We start from the raw sequence: 22,295 nt of genomic DNA, 5'->3' as shown, positions 1-22,295 counted from the left end.
CTACATAAAAAACCAGATATTGGCAATATTTTTCTTCACAATAAATTTGAAACCATGACACAAATCATCCTAACAGATATAAGATAACAGGCCAAATAACTAATTAAAAATAGTCGTTTTATTTGCGAGCTGATATCAAAATTTTTTGATATATTTTTATATTGTAGTTGAGTATGATGGGAAAATGATTATATAATTATAAACCCAATTTAACCGATTACGTATTAAGTAATCATAAAGACATGCTTGAGGATTTCTCGTGCCTGATATGAAGCTTTTTGCTGGTAATGCCACACCTGAACTAGCAAAACGTATAGCTAATCGCCTTTATACCTCTCTTGGTGACATTGTTGTAAGCCGTTTTAGTGATGGTGAAGTTAATGTTCAAATCAATGAAAATGTCCGTGGTGAAGATGTTTTTATTATTCAATCAACCTGTGCTCCTACTAACGATAATTTAATGGAATTACTTGTTATGATCGATGCGATGCGTCGTGCATCTGCTGGTCGTATTACTGCAGTTATTCCTTATTTTGGTTATGCAAGGCAAGATCGTCGAGTTCGTTCGGCTCGTGTACCTATTACAGCTAAAGTTGTTGCTGATTTTCTATCAACTGTTGGTGTCGATAGGGTATTAACCGTTGATCTTCATGCCGAACAAATTCAAGGTTTTTTTGATGTGCCTGTTGATAATGTATTTGGTAGCCCAGTTATTTTAGAAGATATGTTGCAACGCCAATTTGAACGTCCAATTGTGGTATCTCCAGATATTGGTGGTGTAGTGCGTGCTCGAGCGATAGCTAAACTGCTTAATGATACTGACATGGCAATTATTGATAAACGTCGTCAACGTGCCAATGAAGCTGAAGTGATGAATATTATTGGTGATGTTGCTGATAGAGATTGTATCTTAGTTGATGATATGATTGATACTGCAGGAACACTTTGTAAAGCAGCTGATGCTTTAAAAGCGCGAGGTGCAAAAAGAGTATTTGCTTATGCTACCCATCCGATTTTTTCAGGTAAAGCAGTAAGTAACATTAAAAACTGTGCCATTGATGAAATTGTTGTTTGTGACACAATTCCATTAACGGCTGAAGTAAAAGCATTGAAAAATGTTCGCCAATTGACATTATCAGGTATGCTTGCTGAAGCAATTCGTCGAATTAGTAACGAAGAATCTATTTCAGCTATGTTCCATCAATAATCTATTTTATCATTGATATAAATGCTCCTTTTGGAGCATTTTTCACGATAAAATTAGTGACAATAAAATATTATGACAACGATAAAACTGATTGTAGGACTCGCTAATCCCGGAAACGAATATGCAACAACAAGGCACAATGCAGGTGCGTGGTTTGTTGATCAATTGGCTGAACGTTATAATCAATCATTAAAAAATGAACAAAAATTTTTGGGTTACACATCAAAAATCAATATTTCAGGTCATGATGTACGTTTATTAGTTCCAACTACTTTCATGAATTTAAGTGGTAAAGCTGTGCAAGCTATGGCGACATTTTACCAAATAAAGCCAGAAGAGATCTTAGTTGCACATGATGAACTCGACTTAAATCCCGGAATAGCTAAACTTAAGTTTGGCGGTAGTCATGGTGGACATAATGGGCTAAAAGATATTGCTAATAAATTAGGTAATAATTTAAATTTTTATCGGTTAAGAATTGGTATTGGACATCCTGGCGATAAAAATAAAGTTGTTGGTTATGTTTTAAATAAGCCATCTAAACCTGAACAGGAATTAATTGATAAAGCTATTGACGAATCTTTGCGTTGTACAGATATCTTATTGTCTGATGGAATAGATGTTGCAATGAACAAGTTACATGCTTTTAAAGCTTAGTTAAATTATTAAATTTTTCAATAACGTAATAATAAATAACTCTATATTTTAATTAAATAATCCACCTAAAATATTAGGTGGATTTAATTGTCTTAACGTTTTTTAAGAAAAAAGATGAGTTATATTACCACCTTTTTCAGCAATTTTTTTCATTACTTCTTTGATTAACCATGTATTCATTGCTGCGGTATCATCAGTATTGCCTGGATAATTCAGTTCTTTTGCTAAATTTTTCCGTGCATCTAAACTGCTATCTATACCTAATAATTTCAATAGATCAACGATAGATGTTTTCCAGTTAAGCGTTTCAGGGTGCTTTTTAGCTAAATTCTCAAGAATAGATGTAACATCAATTGCGGATGCGCTTTGCTCTACTTTATCTTGGACTTTCTCTGAACCACTTGATACTGTATTTTTAACAGATGCGGTGATATTTTCAACTTTATCCTTCACAGCATCAACTGCATTATCTACAGTTGCTTGAGCACTTGGAAATACTTTGGAAAAAATGTTATTTAAAATATTCATATTACATCTCCTTTAAATTTAAACTGCTTTAAGAAAACTGCTTAACGATATAGATGTAGAAAAGATCACATTCAATATAGCGCTTAAAAGAATGTAATGTCAAAATTGTTATGCATTAATAGCATTTTATGTATTACAATAAACTGTTTACTAAGATGCAAAACAATTATTTTTAATACTTTTCTAATATTAACTGAATTGATTGAGATTTCAGAAAAGAATTATGTGTATTTTTTAATTATTTTATATCAAAGAAATGCCCTTAAAAGGGCATTAGAATTGTTAGGATTTTGACTAATTATAATTTAGTCCAACTAGTTAAAAAAAGCTCGAAGAATAGCATACTCAACACCGCGAATTTCGGCTAAACCTCGTAAACGGCCTATAGCTGAATAACCTGGATTTGTCTTTTTCTTCAGATCGTCCAACATTTGATGTCCATGATCTGGACGAACAGGGATTGAGCGTTTGATTCCTGCTTTTTTACGTCTCTGTTCTTCTGTAATAAGCGCCTTTATTACGGCATACATGTCAACATCACCAGCTAAATGATCGCCTTCATGAAAAGATAATGGGTTTTCTTCTCGAACCGTTGCGCGTAAGTGAATGAAATGAACACGATCAGCAAATTTTTCAGCCATTGTTGCCAAATCATTATCGTTACGAACGCCATAAGATCCTGTACAGAAACAAAAGCCATTATGAATACTGTCAACTGTATCTTTAATCCATTGCATATCTTCAATAGTTGAAACTATACGAGGTAAACCCAAGATAGGTCGAGGAGGATCATCAGGATGTACTGTTAATACCACACCGACTTCTTCTGCAATAGGTACAATAGCTTTTAAAAAATAGGCATAATTTTCACGTAATTTGGTTTTATCAATACCATCATAGGTTGCAAGGTGTGCCCTAAATTGATCAAGAGAATAACCTTCTTCTGCACCAGGTAAGCCAGCGATAATGTTAGCAATAAGCTTATCTTTTTCTGATTGCGTCATTTTTTCAAAAGAAGATTTAGCTGAAGCTATATCTTCTTTTGAGTAATCTTTTTCTGCATTGGGTCTTTGTAATATAAAGATATCAAATGCTGCAAACGCTGTTTGGTCAAAACGTAATGCTTTTGAACCATCAGGCAACTCATAAGCAAGATCAGTACGAGTCCAATCTAAAACTGGCATAAAATTGTAACAAACAGTATCAATGCCACAAGCTGCTAAATTTCTAATAGATTGTTTGTAATTTTCAATATGCTGCAAAACGTTTCCTGTATGGGTTTTTATTTCTTCATGAACAGGAATACTTTCTACAACAGACCATGTTAATCCTTTTTCTTCAATAACATTTTTTCGTTTTTGAATTTCTTCAATGGTCCAAACTTCTCCATTGGGAATATGGTGTAAAGCTGTAACAATTCCAGTTGCTCCAGCTTGTTTAATATCATCTAATGATACTAGGTCATTTGGTCCAAACCAACGCATCGTTTGTTCCATATAAATCTCCTTCACGATTTCATTTTGTTTTTCTAAAATAATAAAGATCTATAAACAATGCTGATTATTATCTATTGATTAACAATGTTAACCGGAATTGAGTCAAATAAATAACCATCAAAATTTGGATCTTCGCTATCCGAAACTGCCATTAATGTTTGTTTAACATTTTCTAAATGTTGCCACATAGCATGACGTGCGGCCATTGCATCTTTTACCTGTAACGCTTGTAAAATTTTTTCATGGTCATAAAGCCATTTTTTTCTATAACTATGATCAGTAATTCGACTGTGTAGTTGCCTCCACATTTTGCTAGCGGTACGTTTTTGCCATAAATCATTTAACAGACTTTCAAGTATTGAATTCTTGGTCGCTTTTGCTATTGCAATATGAAACATTTCATCTGCACTATAGTCATCTAAAATACCTAGTTCTAAAATTTGTCGTTCTTGTTCTAAAATAGCTCTTAACTCAATAACATCTGATTTTACAATTTGTGAAGCAGCAAAAGCGGCAATATTACTTTCAATTAATTGTCTAGCTTGTAATAGTTCAAAAGGACCAAAATCCTCTTCTTCAATTTTTTTATCTGTTTCTGATAATATTTCATTTGGTAAACCAATTACATATACGCCAGAACCTTTTTTGACAGTGACTAGATTTTCAAGTTCTAGCATAATTAGCGCTTCTCTTACTACGGTTCTACTTACATTAAATGCCTCTGCAATATCTCTTTCTGGCGGTAATCGGTCACCAATTTTATAGGTACCACCTTTTAATAGTGATTTAAGTTCATTGCCAATTTCTTGATATAGCCGATTAACTGTTAGCATTATTTATAATCCTTATTCTAATTTCGGTCTAATTTGAGTAATTATACGCTAATTATTACAAGTACTATAAGTCAATTATGGGATAAATTGATTTAATCTCATAATTGGTATGCCAATATGGTTTCATATTATAGTTTTTTTGAGCGTCACACATAAAATAAACCAAAAAACGTGATCTGCATCACAAAAAAGAAGAAATTGGGATGAAAATTTCGGCAACAAATGAAAATATATCTAACCAATAAGGTAATTAAACAGATAATCACGGTGAATAAAATGTTAAATTTAGTAAATCTTCCTAAATCAATTCAACATAGACCTTTATATGATCGGCAAAAAATAACCTCACGAATTGTTCATTTGGGATTCGGTGCCTTTCACCGTGCTCATCAAGCGTTATTGACCGATCGTTTACTTAACAAGGGAAACTGTGACTGGGGTATTTGTGAAGTTAATATTGTTGGTGGTGAAGAATTAATTAATGAAATTCGTAAACAAGACCATTTGTATACTGTGTTAGAAAAAGGCGCAACATCAAAAGAAGCATTTATTATTGGTAGCGTAAAAGAATCATTATTAGCACCAACAGATGGCATAGATGCAATTTTAGAAAAGATGACGGATCCAGTAGTTGAAATTGTTTCATTAACAGTAACAGAAAAGGGATATTGCATGTTACCTAGTGGAGCTAGATTAGATTTGAATAATGCATTAATTAAAGCTGACTTAGCGAATCCAACAAAGCCTATATCTGCCCCAGGTGTTATTGTTGAGGCGCTTTATAGAAGAATGCAACGAGGGTTAAAATCCTTTACTGCTTTATCATGCGATAATATTCCTGAAAATGGATTAGTCTTAAAAAAAGCAATACTAGGATTAGCTAATGCTCGAGATCCACAATTAGCAAATTGGATCGAGTCTAATACAACATTCCCATGTACTATGGTTGACCGTATTGTCCCTGCCGCAACATCTGAAACATTAACTGAAATTGAAGATACATTAGGCGGTATGTTTGATCCATGTGGTATTGCTTGTGAACCTTTTATTCAGTGGGTTATAGAAGATAATTTTGTGACTAACCGCCCTAATTGGAATGAAGTCGGTGCTGAATTCGTTGATAATGTTGTTCCATATGAAGAGATGAAACTTCGTATGCTAAATGGTAGCCATTCTTTTTTAGCCTACTTAGGCTATTTGGCTGGTTACGAGCACATTAATGATTGCATGAATGATGTTAATTATAAAAAAGCAACTTTAACATTGATGATGCAACAACAAGCACCAACACTTCACGTCCCTAGTCATGTTAATTTGAAACAATATGCAAACAAACTTATTGAACGTTTTAGTAATCCATCATTAAAACATAAAACATGGCAGATTGCGATGGATGGTACTCAAAAATTGCCGCAAAGAATGCTCGATTCAATCCGTTGGCATATCAAAAATGGTTCAGATTTTTCATTATTAGCTTTAGGGATTGCGAGTTGGATGCGCTATGTCGGCGGCATTGATGATAATAACCAGCCGATAGATTTACGAGATCCAATGAGTGAGCAACTACAAACTATTGTTAAAACGAGTATTGATGGCGTTGAACGAGTAAATGCTCTATTACGTCTAGAGGCTGTCTTTGGTTTAGATTTGCCGAACAATACATTATTTAAAGAAAAAGTGACAATACATTATCTTTCTTTAATGAACTATGGGGCAAAACAGACTGTCAGCAATTTATCAAACTAATTATCAAACTAAAGGGCGGATTAAATATAATGAAAAACTTTTTGGATGAAAACTTTTTGTTACAAACCGAAACAGCGCAAAGACTTTACTTTGATTATGCGGCAGATCAACCAATATATGATTATCATTGCCATTTACCGCCAAAAGATATTGCGGATAATAAAAATTTTTGTAATTTAGCTGAGATTTGGCTTGCCGGTGATCACTATAAATGGAGAGTTCTTCGTACCGCCGGGGTAGATGAGAAATTTATTACTGGCAATGCATCAGATTACGAAAAATACTTAGCTTGGGCAAAAGTTGTTCCTTTGACATTGGGTAATCCAATTTATCATTGGACTCATTTGGAGTTAAGACGTCCATTTGGTATCAAACATATTCTTTTTAATGAAAAAACAGCTGAAAAAATTTGGCTTCAGGCTAATGAACAATTAGCTACAAAAGAATTTTCGACAAAAGGTATTTTGAAACAAATGAATGTTAGGGCAGTAGGTACTACTGATGATCCAATTGATTCACTTCAATACCATAAACAAATAAGCTTGGATGGTTCCTTTGAAACTAAAGTAAGACCTAGTTGGCGACCTGATAAAGTATTTAAAATTGAACTATCTGGATTTCCTGACTATATTTCTCAATTAGGTCAGGTTTGTGATATTGAAATAAACACTTTTTCAGAACTGCTCACTGCATTATTAAAAAGGCTTGATCACTTTGAACAGCATGGCTGTGAAGCATCAGATCATGGTATTGAGATATTACGCTACGCAGATATCCCTTCAGAAAAACAACTCGATTTAATACTCAAAAAACGTCTAAATAATCAATCTTTATCTGAATTAGAAATAGCACAATTTAGTACAGCAGTTCTTGTTTGGTTAGGTAAACAATATCATAAACGTAATTGGGTTATGCAATTACACTTAGGTGCTTTACGCAATAATAATCAACGGATGTATAAATTGCTGGGGCCAGATGCAGGATTTGATTCAATTGGTGATAGACCGATCGCTGAACCTTTATCTTCATTGTTGGGAACTTTAGATCTGACCGATGAGTTACCTAAAACAATACTATATTGCTTAAATCCTAGAGATAACGAAGTGCTAGCTACAATGGCTGGTAATTTCCAAGGTTCTGGTATCGCTGGCAAAATCCAATTTGGATCAGGGTGGTGGTTCAATGACCAAAAAGATGGCATGGAGCGTCAACTTATGCAGCTTTCACAAATGGGTTTATTGAGCCAATTTGTTGGAATGTTAACTGACTCACGTAGTTTCCTCTCATTTACAAGACATGAGTATTTTAGAAGAATTTTGTGCAATATGGTCGGCAATTGGATCGAAAATGGTGAAATTCCTGCTGATTTTAATTTGGTAGGAAAGATGATCCAAGATATTTGCTTCAATAATGCTAATTTCTACTTTTCTAAATAGTAACAATAATTAAAGTTTACAGGGAATAATAAGGAGTAATAATGAAAACAGTACAAAAATTTAGGTGGAGCATGATATTACTTATTTGTGCAATTACCATCATTAATTACCTAGACAGAACAGCTTTGGGTGTTGCTGCCCCTACTATCTTAGAAACAACAGGTATTACTAAAGAACAATATTCTTGGGTAGTAAGTGCCTTCCAATTGGCTTATACAATTGGTCAACCAATTATGGGGTTTTTTATTGATACTATTGGATTAAGGTTAGGTTTTGCTATTTGTGCTATTGTGTGGGGACTTGCGACTATGGGGCATGCATTAACTGGTACCTGGCAAGGTTTAGCTTTTATGAGAGGTATAATGGGTTTCAGTGAAGCCTCAGCAATACCCGCCGGTATAAAAACAGCATCTATATGGTTTCCCGCAAAAGAACGAGGTATTGCTTCAGGCATATTTAATATGGGTACTTCATTTGGTGCAATGCTAGCTCCACCTTTAATTACCTGGTGTATTTTATTTCAAAGTTGGCAATTTGCTTTTGTTGTTTCTGGCTCTTTAGCATTGATTGCAGCACTTGCCTGGTTTACTTTTTATCGAGATCCTAAAGATTCTAAAATGCTATCGGCTGAAGAACGTGCATATATTGAGGCTGGACAAGAGAAATATTTAGATATTGATACAAAAGAAAAAGTTTCTGTTTCATCAATTCTTTCTCAACGAAACTTTTGGGGAATTGGTATTGCTCGTTTTCTTGCCGATCCTGCTTGGGGTACTATTAACTTTTGGGTACCAATATTTTTTGTTGAAACACTACACTTTAGCCTAAAAGAAATTGCTATGTTTGTTTGGTTACCTTTTTTAATGGCAGATTTAGGGTGTTTAGCTAGTGGATTTGTAGCTAAATTTTTAAATGATAGAGGTTTTTCGTTAATTAGATCAAGATTAATTACTTTTTCTATAGGCGCTGTACTTATGATGACCATTGGTTTTGTAAGTATTGTTCAAAACCCTTATTTAGCCGTGTTTTTAGTTAGCTTAGGTGGTTTTTCTCATCAACTATTATCTACAGTTGCTTCAACACTAGGTGGCGATTTATTTAATAAAAAACAAGTGGCTACGGCAGTTGGAATGGCAGGAGCGTGTGCATGGACAGGTCAGCTAATTTTTAATCTCTTTATTGGAGCATTCGTTGGGATTATTGGTTTTGGTCCATTTTTCATTGCGTTAGCTTTCTTTGATGTAATAGGTGCCGTTGTTTTATGGATTTTTATCAGAGAAAACAAAATTGAGAACAGTAACTTTCAATTAGAAAGAAATTAGTTATTTTCCTTATATCTTTAAACAGGCAAATACAATATCTGATCTGTATTTGCCATTATTTTATTAGTGTTTTGTTTTACTATTTACTAATAGTTTTTATAACTTTTATTTTGAGAACCAATTAACTTGTTTACAGAAGAAATCTATGTGCCAGATTCATGTTTAACCAATAAAAATAAAATTGAGAATAGGGGCTTTTATTTATGGAGTTTTTAAATATTCTTTGGGTGATCCTTGGGATAGGATTAATGTTGATTTTAAATATTCGCTTTAAAATAAATTCAATGGTTGCATTATTAGCTGCTGCAATATTTGTTGGTCTGATGGCTAAAATGGATTTATTGAGTATTCTTAAAACGATTAAATCAGGATTTGGTGGAACACTTGGTGAATTAGCTATTATTGTAGTTTTTGGGGCTGTTATTGGTAAATTAATGGTTGATTCAGGTGCAGCTCATCAAATTGCTCAGACATTATTAAAAAAACTTGGGATTAAATATGTAAAAATAGCGATCATTATTATGGGGCTTATATTTGGTCTAGCAATGTTTTATGAGGCCGCATTTATCATATTAGCTCCGTTAGTAATTGCATTAGCAAAAGAAGCGAAAATTCCATTTTTAAAACTAGCTATTCCTGGAGTTGCAGCAGCAACCACAGCCCACTCATTATTTCCTCCACAACCAGGACCTGTAGCTTTAGTTAATGCCTATGGGGCTGATATGGGAATGGTCTATATTTATGGACTTATTGTCGCAATTCCCTCAGTAATTTGTGCTGGTATAATTCTTCCTAAATTTCTCGGTAATTTAGAAAGACCCACTCCAAAGTTTTTACAATCTGAAACGCCTATTGATGAAAATAATCTTCCTTCTTTTTTTACATCAATTACTGTTCCTTTGATTCCTGCTTATATCATGATAGCAACCACAATAGCAAATATATGGTTAGAAAAAGGCACAACAGCTTATTGCGTTCTCAACTTTATTGGATCATCTCAAATTGCAATGTTCATTGCAATGATTGCTGCTTTTATCTTATTTGGGAAGAAACTTAATCATTCAATGGAATGGGTTATGACGTCTTTTGATAATGCAGTAAAAGGTATTGCAATGGTTGTACTAATTATTGGTGCCGGTGGCGCATTAAAGCAAATTATCATCGATACTGGTATTGGCGATACTATTGGTCAATTAATGTCAACTGGCGGGGTATCTCCTTATATTATGGCATGGTTAATTACTGTGTTAATCCGTTTAGCAACAGGGCAAGGTGTTGTTTCTGCTATGACAGCAGCTGGAATTATCGGTGCTGCAGTTATCGATCCTACTACGGGGATTATGAGTGGTGTGAACCCAGCCTTACTTGTACTTGCAACTGCTGCGGGGTCTAATACATTGACTCATATTAACGATGCTTCTTTTTGGTTATTTAAAGGTTACTTTGATTTATCAATCAAAGATACTTTAAAAACATGGGGCTTATTAGAACTAGTTAATTCAATTGTTGGTTTAGCTGTTGTGATAATTATAAGTATTATTGCTTAATTGTAATTTTTTTGAAAAGATTAACTGTGATATTTTGCAGTTAATCTTTTTATTTTTTAAGTATTATATTCGTTACATGAGTTTATCTTTATCATCAATGCGAATGCGATTTTACAACCTAATATGTAGGCAAACGCCAAGTAATTCAAACTTCATGATTAAAATAATCCGCTAAAGCGCATAAGGCGTTTTTCCTGAAATCGCTTTATGTGGTTTAACGGTATGATAAAAATTAATCAAACGTTTAAGCTTTTGTTTTCGCTCTTTTGCATCGCTAAATATTGGCTGATTATGCCGCATCTCAATTCAAAGTTCGTATCATGCTTTCGGCTTTTCCATTAGTTTATGGGCAGGTAATTTTTGCTTGATATACCGGTTATCACACAGTTTATCTAAATAAATCAAGATAATATATTTTTTGTTAAAAAGTTTCAGGAGTGTACTACGTTTATGTATAAAAAACTTAAAAATCAAATAGATATGAAAATGGAAATATTATCTAGTTTGCTGCTTTGTTTGATTTTTAAGTAACGGCAAACTTTAGGTATCAGCCTGTTGCATTTCGCTTAGATAGGTTTTGTTATCGGCTTTAGCTTGCCGTCTTAATTTATTTTTAATGGGTTTTTCGATTTTAAACAAACGTTTAATACCCTAGCTGATGGCTTTATAACGTTCGTTCTTACTGGTTAAAGACACAAACAGCTTTCATCAGGCTTTTTTAGCAGATTATAAATGCTCTAGCGAATGACCATAGAGCGTTTAGCTAAATGAGTGATAGTTATTTTTATTCATAATATCAAAAAGTTATTTTGTCATTTATATGATATTTATTTGTTTTTTTATATATATTTATTTATTATGTGTAGTTGCTTAAATGGCTGTAAACAAAGTGAGTAATTTCGATAGTTTAAAATATATCAATGAGTCTATTAGTCGTTTATTGACGCTTTACAAGAGGAGTAATATATATTCACTCTGTTTTATATTTACCTAAGAATTATCAAAAAATGCTATCAGCAATATTACGTGGTGCATTAATTTCAGCGAGTTTAATTATTGCCATTGGTGCTCAAAATTTATTTGTGCTCAAGCAAGGATTACTAAAAAATCATATCTTTTATGTGTCGGCAATTTGTTTTGTTTGTGATTTTGCCTTAATGTCAATTGGGATTTTTGGGATAGGTACTTTTATTAGTAGCAATTCTTTAATTACTAATATTTTAGCAATCTCTGGGGCGGTTTTTTTAGTTTGGTATGGCTTTTGTGCGTTTAAAAATGCAATTAAAGGCACAAGTAGCATGCAAATAGAATCTAAAAAACTAAAAAATAACAACTTATTAAAAGTTGTACTGGCAACCTTGGCTGTTACACTACTTAATCCTCATGTCTATTTGGATACTGTTGTTATTGTGGGTGGAATTGCTGGCACATTAACAAGCCAACAAAAATTGGCTTTTTTAATTGGTGCTGTTTGTGTTTCGTTCATTTGGTTTTTTGGAATAGGTTATGGCGCAAGATTGCTAACACCACTATTTAAACAAAAAAAGGTTTGGATCATATTGGACTTTTTGATTGGGTGTATAATGTTTTATATCGCTTATCAATTAGTTTGGTATATTTTTGAATGTCATTGATATTATTTTTTTGTAAAATTTGTTGGGCATTTGTTAAATAAATGGTGGGTCGTGAGCGATTATTCGGCACATCATGTGCCTCCCCCCTGCAGGGCCAACACTGCGTGTTGTTCAAATTTGTTCCGGACAAATTTGTCGAACGCTAGCGTTCTCATCGCTTCTCTTTGTTTAATTAGATTAATTGGATTTACTTAAGAAATGTATAATTAAATGGTGGGTCGTGAGCGATTCGAACGCTCGACCAACGGATTAAAAGTCCGCTGCTCTACCGACTGAGCTAACGTCCCGTTAGAGGTTGGTGGGTGATACCGGGTTCGAACCAGTGACCCCCTCCTTGTAAGGGAGGTGCTCTCCCAACTGAGCTAATCACCCTTACCGTGTGGATGTGCATTATAAGGCACGTCTTATTTCAGTCAACCTTTTTTTTAAAATTTCTCTAAAATCCACCTTGTTCGGTTTAATTTTAAACATTTTTTGGGTGGTAGTTCGCAAAAATTACTTTTCTCTATTTTTATTTGGTAAAGAATTACTATGATGAAGCGATTCGGTTATCACAGATAAAAGTTAATTCATCATGGTTTTTAATAAAGAACGCGTCATTATTTATGTTCAGCCCGCTATTTTACGCTATAAGGCAGTTAGCTCTGCCAAGCAGATAACTACATTAGACACAAGCGATGGCTTAATTGCATTTCATTATCAAAATGAAGCCGATATAGATTTATTTTTAAGTGATTTACAAAAAAAATTTGCTGGACGGACTGAATTTGAACTTAATTTGGACGCCAATTTAATCCAAATGCAACAACTTGACTTACCAGATATAAAGTTAGAATTAAGTGAATTGATTTTATATGTTGAAGCTAATATTTATAAATTATTTCAATTATCTGCTAAAAATGTATTTTTTGATTTTGTTTATCCAAGCAAACCAAATAAATACGTTACTGTGATGATAACTGAGCGCAATAACATTGAAAATTGGGTAAATCTTTTTAAAAAATATGAATTACCATTAACATTTGTTGGTTGTCGAGTTGACCATGCAAAAATTAATTTTTTACCATGGCGACAAGAAAAGCAAATAAAACACCGGCGGCAATTAGCTTACACGATTGTTAGCCTTATTGGCGTAATTAGTTGTTTGCTTTGTTATTGGTGGATTCAAGCCCGAAATGAACAGCAATATTATGAGCAAAAATTACTAGAACAGCAGCAGGAGGCACAAAAACTTACTGCTGAATTATCTACTTACCTACCTACCCCCTCATTAAGTCAAAAACAGATCCAAGACGCATTATTGTTGTTTTCAGCACAGTTACCTTCGGTTATTTGGTTGGACTCTTTTTATTATGAACAACAAAAAATTACGATTGATGGGCAAAGTTTTAGTTATGTTGAATTAACTAATTTTAATCAAAATCTGTTAACGTTGAAAAATATCAGCAATAGTCAAATAAATAGCGTCTTATCTAATAAAACAAACTTATTTTTTGAAATGGAAATACGCCTTAATGAACAGTGATTTTTTTAATCGCCCAATTTGGCAACAATATTTACTGTCTATATTTTGTTGTTTGGCCGTTTTTGTGGTTGTTTATCTAATTTTTATTCACGATATTGAGCAACAAGCTAAATTAAAGGCCAACGCGTATCAGCAAAAAATCACTGAAACGCAGCTATTACAGGCAAAAGTGAATCGTTATCAAACAAGTAAAAATAGTTTATATAGCTTGATATCAGAACAAGAGTTATCGCAGGCGATCGAACAACACCACCTTGTGTTGAGTGCCTTTAAGCGCTATCAATCAGACCAAACAGTGAATTGGGATATAGAGCTAAATGGTCAGTTTTTTAATTTTATGAATTTAATTTCATCATTGACCGATGACTTTTATTTTCTTGATTTTCAAAACCTAAAAATTAGTAAACAAGATCAGCAGTTACAGATCACCTTTACATTATTGTTTAAAAAGGATAACGAGTGATGCGTTATTTATTTTTATACATCGGTTTATTATTTTTTGTCTGTTTTGATCTTAAAGCAGATAAGCCTTTAGAACGGGATCCTTTTCAACCATATTATTCGGTTTCTTGTAGTGAACAGACCGAACAATTACTTGAACAAATTCAAGTTTGGCACTTTAGGGGGGTGATGAAACAAATTGATCAAAATTATCAGCAGATTTGGCTAGTATCTGATAATCAATGGCTAGCAATAACCGACGATGCAGTGCCAAATGTCTTATTTCCTTGGCATGTGCAATCTTTACTCAACGATAAAATTATTTGGCAAGCAGATTTACCTGATTATTGCCATCAAACTGTATCATGGACAATGCCTATCAATGAATAACGACACTAAAAATCAACGACTAAATCACTCTATTAACCTTGTTACTCAAACTAAAATCAATTTGGCAATAACAATTATTTTTATTTTTTTAATTATTGGAATAAAAGCTAGTTATGCCAATATCGATCAATCATTTAATTCTGAACAGCAAAAAAATGTCTCAATGACATTTTTCCAAACCGACATAGCTATCATTTTACAGGCACTAGCCGATAGTAAACAGATGAATTTGGTTATGACAGAAGATTTACCCATAAAGCAAACCATTAAATTAAATAACGTTGATTGGCACAAAGCACTAAAGATCGTATTAGACTCAGCAAACTTACACGCTGACATTGATGACAATATTTTGTTTGTTTCTAAAGCGCCTGATCCTGACATATTATTGCAAAAAAAACAATTAGCGCAAAAAGAACAAGAACTTAACCAACCACTTAACTCGTTATCAATAGCGATTAATCATGCTGATCCAACAATGTTAATTGAAACAATTCAACAGCAAGGACTACTATCAGAAAGGGGAAAGATAACACACGATAAACGCACCAATTCACTGATTATTATTGATTTAGCCAAACAATTTACTTATATCAAAAAATTAGTAAAAACACTCGATAAACCCATGCCTCAAGTTCATATTTCAGCACATATCGTTACCATGAGTGATGAAAGCATGTCACAGCTTGGTATTAAATGGGGGTACACAGGTAAGTCATCGCAATTATTGGATAAGTTTGATGTTGGTCTTGGCGTAGCTCATCCAACTACAACAGTGGGGTTTAATTTAGCAAAACTATCGGGTAGTTTGCTTAATTTAGAACTATCAGCACTTGAATCTGAAAATCAACTTGAAATTATCGCCAGTCCTAATTTACTTACCTCTAATCAAAACATGGCATCGATAAAACAAGGTACCGAAATTCCTTACGAAGTATCTAGTGGTAGCAATGGTGCGACATCGATTGAATTTAAATCAGCGGTATTAGGGTTAGAAGTGACACCTAAAATACTGTCCGATGATCGCATGATTTTAGATTTATATATTACACAAAATACGGCAGGACGTTCGATAAAACGTAGTGATGGTGGCGAAGCGCTTGCGATTGATACGCAAGAGATCAAAACACAAGTGCAAATAAAAAATGGAGAAACCCTGGTATTAGGGGGAATATTTCAACAGGTTAATACTAATAACAAACGGCAAGTCCCTGGTGCTGCTAGTATGCCCGTGATTGGAAATTTATTTAAACACAACAGTAAAAAACAACAAAAACGTGAATTAGTTATTTTTATTACACCGCAATTGGTTGAGTAAATGTTAACACAGTTGTATCATACTTAAACTTGTGTTTAATCTTTGCTTTGATATGTCATTATTATTCAAAGCATATTATTTTAGCCATTACTATTTATTAGAAAAGTCGAGAATATTATGCATGTTGTTGCTTCTGATTTAGACGGGACTTTATTAACTCCTGAACATAACTTATCGCCTTATACCAAACAAGTTCTTCAAGCTCTACGTAAAAAAGACATTCACTTTGTTTTTGCAACTGGCAGACACCATATTGATGTTGCACAAATGCGCGAAAACATGGAAATAGATGCTTTTATGATAACCTCAAATGGTGCAAGAGTGCATGATAGCCAAGGTAATTTAGTCTTTAGCCAAAGCATTGACCCATCGCTTGCAAGCGAAATTGCTCAAATGAGTATGGATGATCCGCTAATTTATACTCACTTATATCGTGGTGATGATTGGTTAATTAATAAAGAAGATACATTTTCGTTAGAGTTTTATCGCCATACGCAGTTTACTTATCAATTATTCAACCCACTTGACTTTGATACTACTGATATTGCTAAAATTTATTTTACAACGACTGATAATGCTCTTTACCAACACCTTGTTCAGCTAAAAAATCGCCTAGAGGCAAAATTTGGCAATAAAATAAGTGTTGCTTTTTCAACATTAAATTGCCTTGAAGTTATGGCCGAAAATGTTTCTAAAGGCAGTGCATTAAAAAAAGTTGTTGAAAAACTTGGTTACAGCTTGAAAGATAGCATCGCTTTTGGTGATGGCATGAACGATTATGAGATGCTAAAAGCAGCAGGTAAAGGATGTATAATGCAAAATGGTAGTACAGAATTAAAAGAATTATTGCCAGAATTAGAAGTCATTGGATCGAATGCTCAAGATGCAGTGCCCCATTATTTAAGTAAGCTATTTTTATAATTAACAAAGTATTTAAACATGAACATAATTATCGACAAAGAACTTAATACGCTTGGATTGCGTTGTCCTGAACCTATTATGCTAATTAGAAAGACCATCCGAGAACTTGCCATAGGGCAAGTTCTTTATGTTATTGCGGATGACTTTGCCACAACGCGCGATGTTCCTAGCTTTTGCCGTCATATGGATCACGAATTACTTTCATTACAGATAGAATCTGAACCATATCAATATTGGATTAAAAAGTCGCATTAATTAAAAATCTTTTTGGCAAAAAGTTTAGAAAAGTATGTAGTTGTATCAAGTGAATTCGATTTGTTTTAAATAAAAGCGTAATGTTCGCCAGTCATTAGGTTGAAGGTTATCAACCATTAACCAAAGTGTACTATGTTTTCCATTGTGTCGAGATTTTAAATTTAAGATAACAACATAACGGAATATCAATGGCTTATGTATTAGGTGCCAGCGTTGTTTGTGCCAATATATTTGATTGATATAGTGAAATAATGCAAATTCCCTTTTAATTGTTTTCAAGTAACACACACTACGCCACCATTCTATTAGCAACAATGGAATGATAATAAAGGTATAAGCGTTTAAAGATGTATTAGCAAACATGACTAAACAAAGTATAATTAGTATTAAATAAAAAATTGTTGAAATCAGTAATTGCCTTTTTGATACACTTAGTTTTGTGCTCCACATAATACTTCCATAGCTTAGTTAAAATAGAATTATTTCATAATTTTGTTAAAAAATGCTTAAAATAAAACTAAAGATGGGAGATAATACACACAATTTAATTATGTTTTATTTTAAAAGATGAGTGAACAATCATTATCACTTTGTATTGTATTAATGTGATGTTCCTTATTTAAAGACAATTTCACTAAATTTGGCGCAGAGAGGCTTCTGATGTCATTATTTTGCTTTAAAAATGTAGATAGGAAAGATTTGTGATATTAATTAGAGTGCTAAAATTTATTCTAAAACTATTCATAGGCCTATTTCTTTGTGGCTTAATTATTGGCATCGCAGGATATAGTTATTATTCTAAGGATCTTCCTGATGTTGCAACATTAAAAGATGTTCGCTTACAAACACCAATGCAAGTGCTAAGTAAAGATGGTGAATTAATTGCCATTTTTGGTGAACGACGCAGAACACCGTTAAAATATGACGAGATCCCGCCAATAGTCGTTAACGCAGTTATCGCAACAGAAGACTCACGATTTTACGAACATTTTGGTATTGACCCAATAGGTATTGCTCGTGCTATGTATATTGGTTTAAAACAAAAAGGGTTTTCTCAAGGTGGTAGTACTATCACTCAACAAGTTGCCAAAAACTTCTTCCTAACCCCTGAAAAGAGCATTGCACGGAAAGCAAAAGAAGTAATCCTCGCGATTCGTATGGAAAAAGAACTATCGAAAGAAGAGATCATGACACTATACCTTAACATGATCAATTTTGGCTCAAGAGCCTATGGCGTTGCTGCTGCATCTTACACCTTTTTTGGCAAAACACCCGATCAATTAACAATTGACGAAGCCGCTTTATTAGCGGGCTTACCTAATGCACCATCGGCATATAATCCAATTGCTCATCCTGATCGTGCATTAATTAGACGTAATTGGGTATTAGGACGTATGTTAAATCAATCCTATATTACCCAAGCACAATATAACGAGGCCATTAAAAAACCGCTTGGTGCAAGCTATCATTCGCCAAAAATCGAATTTTCAGCCCCTTATGTTGCCGAAATGGCACGCCAATTTATGTATGATAAATTTGGCGAAAAAGCTTACACAGACGGCTATAAAGTTTATACAACTATTTCAAAAACTGACCAAATCGCGGCGACTGAAACGGTACAAAAACATATTATTGATTACGACATCAGACATGGTTATCGTGGAGCTGAAAAAGTCCTATGGCAACCTAACGAAACTGCATGGGAAACAGATAAAATCCAGCAAACGCTTAACAAATATATATGCTATAGCGGCATGTGCCCAGCGATTGTTATGACATCATCAGATAAAGAAGCAACAGCGGTACTATCAGATAAAAGTACTATAACGATTACATACCAAAATATGAAATGGGCACGGCCATTTATTAGCGATACAAGACAAGGAGCCTTCCCTAAAAAAGTATCTGATACGCTCAAAGCAGGGCAACTTATTTGGGTTAAAAAATCGGCGGAAAGCTGGGAGTTAGCACAAATCCCTGCAGTTAATGCTGCGCTAGTGTCACTTGATTCAGACAATGGCGCAATTAAAGCAATTGTGGGTGGCTATGATTTTAAATTAAGTAAATTTAATCGAGCCACACAAGCACTAAGGCAATTAGGTTCTAACATTAAACCATTTATTTATGCTTCAACCTTAGAGAAAGGGCTAACAATGGCGACACTTCTTAATGATGCGCCTATTGTCCGATCAACGGGCAGTGCCACATGGCGGCCTAAAAATTCACCACCAACTTATGCAGGCCCATTACGGTTAAGAATCGGTTTAGGAATGTCTAAAAACGTCATGATGGTAAGAGCCTTGCGTGCCGTTGGTATAGATTATGCGGCAAATTATTTAGAACGCTTTGGATTCCCTAAAGAAAACATCTCACATAATGAATCATTAGCATTAGGTTCGGCCTCGTTTACTCCGTTACAAGTTGCAAGAGCCTATTCGGTTATTGCTAATGGCGGTTACTTAATTACGCCATATTTGATTGAGAAGATAGAATATAGTAATGGCACCGGCATGATTTATCAACATCAACCAATGATTGCTTGCCAAACTTGTAATGACGAAGTCGTCACCGAGGATAACAAACCAGTGGTGTCGTTAGATAATGTCGAAAACGAAGCCAACGCAACAGACAGCGAAGAGCCTGAACAAGCGAACCTTAAATCTGACGACGATTTAGTATTGCCTAATATCAACCCAAATGATAACAATACAAATGACACACCAAAATACGCTCCGCATACAATCGATAGTGGTATTGCATTTATTATGAAAGATGGCCTTCGATCCATTGTATTTGGTGGTTCAGATTGGCAGGGTACGGCATGGCGCGTAAAAGCACTCGGCAGGAAAGACGTTGGTGGTAAAACTGGAACAACCAACTCATCTAAAGATGTTTGGTTTTCAGGCTTTGGTGGCAATATTGTGACCACCGTATGGATGGGATTTGATGATCACCGTCGTGATTTAGGTCGAACATTCCGCGCCGAAGCGGGCGCTGTAACAGCAAATCCTATATGGGTTGATTATATGAAAGTAGCCCTAAAAGATGTTCCTGTAAAACAAGATGTAAAACCTGACAATGTAATTTCGGTTACTATCGATCAAAAAACAGGCTTATTACCTAGCTCAGGCTCTAAAACCATGTCAGAATATTTCATCAAAGGCACTGAACCAACGGGTTATGCGACAAAAGAAGTCGGTACAAAAGTAACTGATTCAGAGGGCAACACATCAGAACTATTCTGATAAAGGACTTAAAATGAATGGTTCAATAAGAATTATTGGCGGAAAGTGGCGAGGGCGAAAATTAACGGTGCTTGATAAGCAAGGACTACGCCCAACTACTGATCGCATTAAAGAAACCCTATATAACTGGTTAATGCCGGTTATCCATGGTAGCCATTGTTTGGATTGTTTTTCAGGTAGTGGATCACTTGGCTTTGAAGCCGCATCAAGAGGTGCCAAAAACGTCACCTTGCTTGAAAAAGACAAACAAGTTGCTACGCTACTCAATAAAAACAAACAACTGATTGCTAGCGATGCTATCGATATTTATCATACTGATACTCTAAAGTGGCTAAACAAACCAGCCTCAAAACAGTTTGATGTGGTATTTATCGATCCGCCGTTTCATCAATCATTGGTTGCCAAAGCAGTCAGCCAACTTGAGCAAAATAATTGGCTCAAACCATCTGCTTATATCTATATTGAAACAGAAATAGGGTATGACCTAACAACTTACATCCCAACTCATTGGTGCTTACATCGTGAAAAGACCGCCGGCCAAGTTCACAGCTACCTTTTTATACGGGAAGATAATTAATGTTCATCTTTATTGGCAAAACTTTATACTCATTGATGTGGCTATTTTTATTATTTAACCTAATTTGCCCTTACCCAAAACCAGCGAATGTGGTTGCTATTGTAGGGTTAATCGCTTTTGCGGTTACTCATGGTTTGCAAGCATGGATGTTAAACTCAACCATGACCAAACAAGAAAAAAAACAAGACAAATTCAAAGTATTGCGCCTGTTTTTATTTGGCGTTTTTGAATCACTTAGTTGGAAAGACAAAAAATAATAATAAAAAGTGGTTGCTAGATACAAAAATTTTTGTATAATGCTCACCACTTCTTTCCAAGCACCTCAATAAGCGGGAATAGCTCAGTTGGTAGAGCACGACCTTGCCAAGGTCGGGGTCGCGAGTTCGAACCTCGTTTCCCGCTCCAATTCATGATGCATAACGTTGTTAAACTTTTCGAATTTATTTGCCAATCAACCGCATTTTGTGCTGTGTTATCAATTACCAATTTTAAGTTATGCCATTTAAGGCTAAGGTTGCAGCCCAAGCAAATTCGCCACGCACATCTAAGTCCATTGGATCTTGCAGTAGCCGTTCGGTTGTGCACATTACGGTTTTTATGTTGGCCTCGATTTGTAAATTAATTAGTTTCGATTGCACACTTGCGGTAAAGTATCTTTCAATAGAATGAGCAATAATATCAGTGGCCGAATACACCAAATAATTGCGGCTGACTGTGGTTTGTAGTTTAGGGTTAATTTAGGGTTAATCACCGAAACTTTAGGGAACAAACAAAATCCATGGATTGGGTATTTTTGTTTTGTGTCTTCGTTTGTGATAATGCCTCCATTGTTCATTTCGCTACCTGTTGTCGCTAGCCCCGATTATTTGCAGAAAAATACCGTACCAATTTGTGTTAACGATTTGAATAATCACCATTTAATTGGTATGCGAATATCTTTGGGCATGGCGCTGAATTGCCGTGGGAATTTTTATAAGCAGGAAAAATGGTTAAATGCCATCCGCATTCGCAATTTATAATTAATAATCATTTGCGCAAGCAAGCCGATTTACATTGTTTAGGTATGACTTGGCTTGCTCGTTCTAGTGTTGAGTAAGAATTAGCATCGGGCGAATTGATTGAGTTGTTGGCTGAATTTGCCATTACTTATGATTCATTTTACCTTTACTATCCAAGTCGCAAAGGGCATTCAAATGTTTTTAAATTGATTATCTATT

General features: G+C 34.5%; 21 protein-coding genes, 3 tRNA genes and 1 pseudogene. 17 read left to right on the top strand and 8 right to left on the bottom strand.

The window, feature by feature from the left end:
- Positions 1–259 precede the first annotated feature (259 nt).
- Entirely contained in the window at positions 260–1,207 is a 948-nt protein-coding gene (locus GA0061080_RS01985; protein WP_091120159.1) for a ribose-phosphate pyrophosphokinase, read from the top strand.
- 72 nt (positions 1,208–1,279) lie between these two features.
- Positions 1,280–1,864: an aminoacyl-tRNA hydrolase gene (gene pth, locus GA0061080_RS01980; RefSeq protein WP_091120155.1), complete on the top strand. Its 585-nt coding sequence runs from the start codon at positions 1,280–1,282 to the stop codon at positions 1,862–1,864.
- Positions 1,865–1,966: 102 nt separating this feature from the next.
- On the opposite strand, the gene GA0061080_RS01975 is transcribed toward pth, so the two are convergent.
- The 3 genes from GA0061080_RS01975 to GA0061080_RS01965 form a co-directional block, all read right to left on the bottom strand.
- A complete protein-coding gene (locus GA0061080_RS01975) occupies positions 1,967–2,392 on the bottom strand; it encodes a DUF3597 domain-containing protein (protein WP_091120151.1) in 426 nt (141 codons plus the stop codon).
- Positions 2,393–2,706: 314 nt separating this feature from the next.
- Positions 2,707–3,888 carry a mannonate dehydratase gene (gene uxuA, locus GA0061080_RS01970; RefSeq protein WP_091120148.1) on the bottom strand — a complete coding sequence of 394 codons (1,182 nt, stop codon included), beginning with the start codon at positions 3,886–3,888 and terminating at the stop codon, positions 2,707–2,709.
- A gap of 71 nt (positions 3,889–3,959) precedes the next feature.
- A complete protein-coding gene (locus GA0061080_RS01965; RefSeq protein ID WP_091120143.1) occupies positions 3,960–4,721 on the bottom strand; it encodes a GntR family transcriptional regulator in 762 nt (253 codons plus the stop codon).
- 276 nt (positions 4,722–4,997) lie between these two features.
- Here GA0061080_RS01965 and GA0061080_RS01960 point away from each other — a divergent pair, with 276 nt between their 5' ends.
- From GA0061080_RS01960 to gntP, 4 genes are all read left to right on the top strand, one after another.
- Positions 4,998–6,467, top strand: coding sequence for a mannitol dehydrogenase family protein (locus GA0061080_RS01960; RefSeq protein ID WP_091120140.1), 1,470 nt, complete (start codon positions 4,998–5,000; stop codon positions 6,465–6,467).
- A gap of 29 nt (positions 6,468–6,496) precedes the next feature.
- The gene (gene uxaC, locus GA0061080_RS01955) at positions 6,497–7,903 is read left to right on the top strand and encodes a glucuronate isomerase (protein ID WP_091120136.1); all 1,407 of its coding nucleotides are present in this window, start codon (positions 6,497–6,499) and stop codon (positions 7,901–7,903) included.
- 41 nt (positions 7,904–7,944) lie between these two features.
- Positions 7,945–9,225 carry an MFS transporter gene (locus GA0061080_RS01950; RefSeq protein ID WP_091120133.1) on the top strand — a complete coding sequence of 427 codons (1,281 nt, stop codon included), beginning with the start codon at positions 7,945–7,947 and terminating at the stop codon, positions 9,223–9,225.
- Positions 9,226–9,428: 203 nt separating this feature from the next.
- A complete protein-coding gene (gntP, locus tag GA0061080_RS01945; protein ID WP_091120129.1) occupies positions 9,429–10,772 on the top strand; it encodes a gluconate permease GntP in 1,344 nt (447 codons plus the stop codon).
- A 171-nt stretch (positions 10,773–10,943) separates the two neighbouring features.
- On the opposite strand, the gene GA0061080_RS12885 is transcribed toward gntP, so the two are convergent.
- Positions 10,944–11,072 carry an integrase core domain-containing protein gene (locus GA0061080_RS12885; RefSeq protein WP_141683074.1) on the bottom strand — a complete coding sequence of 43 codons (129 nt, stop codon included), beginning with the start codon at positions 11,070–11,072 and terminating at the stop codon, positions 10,944–10,946.
- 707 nt (positions 11,073–11,779) lie between these two features.
- Here GA0061080_RS12885 and GA0061080_RS01940 point away from each other — a divergent pair.
- A complete protein-coding gene (locus GA0061080_RS01940; RefSeq protein ID WP_091120124.1) occupies positions 11,780–12,406 on the top strand; it encodes a LysE/ArgO family amino acid transporter in 627 nt (208 codons plus the stop codon).
- Between the two features lie 211 nt (positions 12,407–12,617).
- Here GA0061080_RS01940 and GA0061080_RS01935 read toward each other — a convergent pair.
- Positions 12,618–12,693: transfer RNA gene (locus GA0061080_RS01935), tRNA-Lys, on the bottom strand.
- 9 nt (positions 12,694–12,702) lie between these two features.
- Positions 12,703–12,778, bottom strand: a tRNA-Val gene (locus tag GA0061080_RS01930).
- 202 nt (positions 12,779–12,980) lie between these two features.
- Here GA0061080_RS01930 and GA0061080_RS01925 point away from each other — a divergent pair.
- The 6 genes from GA0061080_RS01925 to tusA all read left to right on the top strand — a co-directional run bounded on the left by GA0061080_RS01925 (position 12,981) and on the right by tusA (position 17,256).
- Positions 12,981–13,931, top strand: coding sequence for a PilN domain-containing protein (locus GA0061080_RS01925; RefSeq protein ID WP_091120120.1), 951 nt, complete (start codon positions 12,981–12,983; stop codon positions 13,929–13,931).
- A complete protein-coding gene (locus GA0061080_RS01920; protein WP_091120116.1) occupies positions 13,921–14,394 on the top strand; it encodes a hypothetical protein in 474 nt (157 codons plus the stop codon). Before GA0061080_RS01925 ends, GA0061080_RS01920 begins: the two co-directional genes overlap by 11 nt.
- Positions 14,394–14,762, top strand: a complete 369-nt coding sequence (locus GA0061080_RS01915) for a hypothetical protein (protein WP_091120112.1) — start codon at positions 14,394–14,396, stop codon at positions 14,760–14,762. The genes GA0061080_RS01920 and GA0061080_RS01915 overlap by 1 nt, the downstream gene beginning before the upstream one ends.
- Positions 14,755–16,080 (top strand): secretin GspD/PilQ domain-containing protein, encoded by a 1,326-nt coding sequence (locus tag GA0061080_RS01910; RefSeq protein ID WP_209435699.1) that lies wholly within the window; start codon positions 14,755–14,757, stop codon positions 16,078–16,080. The genes GA0061080_RS01915 and GA0061080_RS01910 overlap by 8 nt, the downstream gene beginning before the upstream one ends.
- 114 nt (positions 16,081–16,194) lie before the next feature.
- The gene (locus tag GA0061080_RS01905) at positions 16,195–17,001 is read left to right on the top strand and encodes a Cof-type HAD-IIB family hydrolase (protein ID WP_065636933.1); all 807 of its coding nucleotides are present in this window, start codon (positions 16,195–16,197) and stop codon (positions 16,999–17,001) included.
- Positions 17,002–17,019: 18 nt separating this feature from the next.
- A complete protein-coding gene (tusA, locus tag GA0061080_RS01900; RefSeq protein WP_065636932.1) occupies positions 17,020–17,256 on the top strand; it encodes a sulfurtransferase TusA in 237 nt (78 codons plus the stop codon).
- A 45-nt stretch (positions 17,257–17,301) separates the two neighbouring features.
- Here the strand turns inward: tusA and GA0061080_RS13070 are convergent, their stop codons facing one another.
- A complete protein-coding gene (locus tag GA0061080_RS13070; RefSeq protein ID WP_091120109.1) occupies positions 17,302–17,706 on the bottom strand; it encodes a protein YgfX in 405 nt (134 codons plus the stop codon).
- Between the two features lie 260 nt (positions 17,707–17,966).
- Between GA0061080_RS13070 and GA0061080_RS01890 the strand changes: the two genes are divergently transcribed.
- From GA0061080_RS01890 to GA0061080_RS01875, 4 genes are all read left to right on the top strand, one after another.
- Entirely contained in the window at positions 17,967–20,501 is a 2,535-nt protein-coding gene (locus tag GA0061080_RS01890) for a PBP1A family penicillin-binding protein (protein WP_439330212.1), read from the top strand.
- A 13-nt stretch (positions 20,502–20,514) separates the two neighbouring features.
- Complete coding sequence (gene rsmD / locus GA0061080_RS01885) at positions 20,515–21,078, top strand: 16S rRNA (guanine(966)-N(2))-methyltransferase RsmD (protein ID WP_091120105.1); 564 nt, start codon at positions 20,515–20,517, stop codon at positions 21,076–21,078.
- Positions 21,078–21,335 carry a DUF1145 domain-containing protein gene (locus tag GA0061080_RS01880; RefSeq protein ID WP_091120101.1) on the top strand — a complete coding sequence of 86 codons (258 nt, stop codon included), beginning with the start codon at positions 21,078–21,080 and terminating at the stop codon, positions 21,333–21,335. The genes rsmD and GA0061080_RS01880 overlap by 1 nt, the downstream gene beginning before the upstream one ends.
- A gap of 72 nt (positions 21,336–21,407) precedes the next feature.
- Positions 21,408–21,483 (top strand) — tRNA-Gly (locus GA0061080_RS01875).
- An 86-nt stretch (positions 21,484–21,569) separates the two neighbouring features.
- Here the strand turns inward: GA0061080_RS01875 and GA0061080_RS12880 are convergent.
- Positions 21,570–21,934, bottom strand: a pseudogene (locus GA0061080_RS12880) (iron-containing alcohol dehydrogenase); the annotation flags it as partial.
- Between the last annotated feature and the right edge of the window lie 361 nt (positions 21,935–22,295).

The sequence above is a fragment of the Gilliamella intestini genome, from assembly GCF_900094935.1.
GTDB classification, from domain to species: Bacteria; Pseudomonadota; Gammaproteobacteria; order Enterobacterales; family Orbaceae; genus Gilliamella; species Gilliamella intestini.
Note: the sequence above shows the minus strand (reverse complement) of the source record. Positions and strands in the feature narration are given on the sequence as shown.

Excerpts from the sequence above, each read along its gene's own strand:
- rsmD (WP_091120105.1), top strand. The coding sequence starts at position 20,515 with ATGAATGGTTCAATAAGAATTATTGGCGGAAAGTGGCGAGGGCGAAAA.
- uxaC (WP_091120136.1), top strand. The coding sequence starts at position 6,497 with ATGAAAAACTTTTTGGATGAAAACTTTTTGTTACAAACCGAAACAGCG.
- GA0061080_RS12885 (WP_141683074.1), bottom strand. The coding sequence starts at position 11,072 with ATGCGGCATAATCAGCCAATATTTAGCGATGCAAAAGAGCGAAAACAA.
- GA0061080_RS01940 (WP_091120124.1), top strand. The coding sequence starts at position 11,780 with ATGCTATCAGCAATATTACGTGGTGCATTAATTTCAGCGAGTTTAATT.
- uxuA (WP_091120148.1), bottom strand. The coding sequence starts at position 3,888 with ATGGAACAAACGATGCGTTGGTTTGGACCAAATGACCTAGTATCATTA.
- GA0061080_RS01910 (WP_209435699.1), top strand. The coding sequence starts at position 14,755 with ATGAATAACGACACTAAAAATCAACGACTAAATCACTCTATTAACCTT.
- GA0061080_RS01920 (WP_091120116.1), top strand. The coding sequence starts at position 13,921 with ATGAACAGTGATTTTTTTAATCGCCCAATTTGGCAACAATATTTACTG.
- GA0061080_RS01915 (WP_091120112.1), top strand. The coding sequence starts at position 14,394 with ATGCGTTATTTATTTTTATACATCGGTTTATTATTTTTTGTCTGTTTT.
- pth (WP_091120155.1), top strand. The coding sequence starts at position 1,280 with ATGACAACGATAAAACTGATTGTAGGACTCGCTAATCCCGGAAACGAA.
- GA0061080_RS01975 (WP_091120151.1), bottom strand. The coding sequence starts at position 2,392 with ATGAATATTTTAAATAACATTTTTTCCAAAGTATTTCCAAGTGCTCAA.
- GA0061080_RS01880 (WP_091120101.1), top strand. The coding sequence starts at position 21,078 with ATGTTCATCTTTATTGGCAAAACTTTATACTCATTGATGTGGCTATTT.
- GA0061080_RS01960 (WP_091120140.1), top strand. The coding sequence starts at position 4,998 with ATGTTAAATTTAGTAAATCTTCCTAAATCAATTCAACATAGACCTTTA.
- GA0061080_RS01965 (WP_091120143.1), bottom strand. The coding sequence starts at position 4,721 with ATGCTAACAGTTAATCGGCTATATCAAGAAATTGGCAATGAACTTAAA.
- GA0061080_RS01950 (WP_091120133.1), top strand. The coding sequence starts at position 7,945 with ATGAAAACAGTACAAAAATTTAGGTGGAGCATGATATTACTTATTTGT.
- tusA (WP_065636932.1), top strand. The coding sequence starts at position 17,020 with ATGAACATAATTATCGACAAAGAACTTAATACGCTTGGATTGCGTTGT.
- GA0061080_RS13070 (WP_091120109.1), bottom strand. The coding sequence starts at position 17,706 with ATGTGGAGCACAAAACTAAGTGTATCAAAAAGGCAATTACTGATTTCA.
- gntP (WP_091120129.1), top strand. The coding sequence starts at position 9,429 with ATGGAGTTTTTAAATATTCTTTGGGTGATCCTTGGGATAGGATTAATG.
- GA0061080_RS01925 (WP_091120120.1), top strand. The coding sequence starts at position 12,981 with ATGGTTTTTAATAAAGAACGCGTCATTATTTATGTTCAGCCCGCTATT.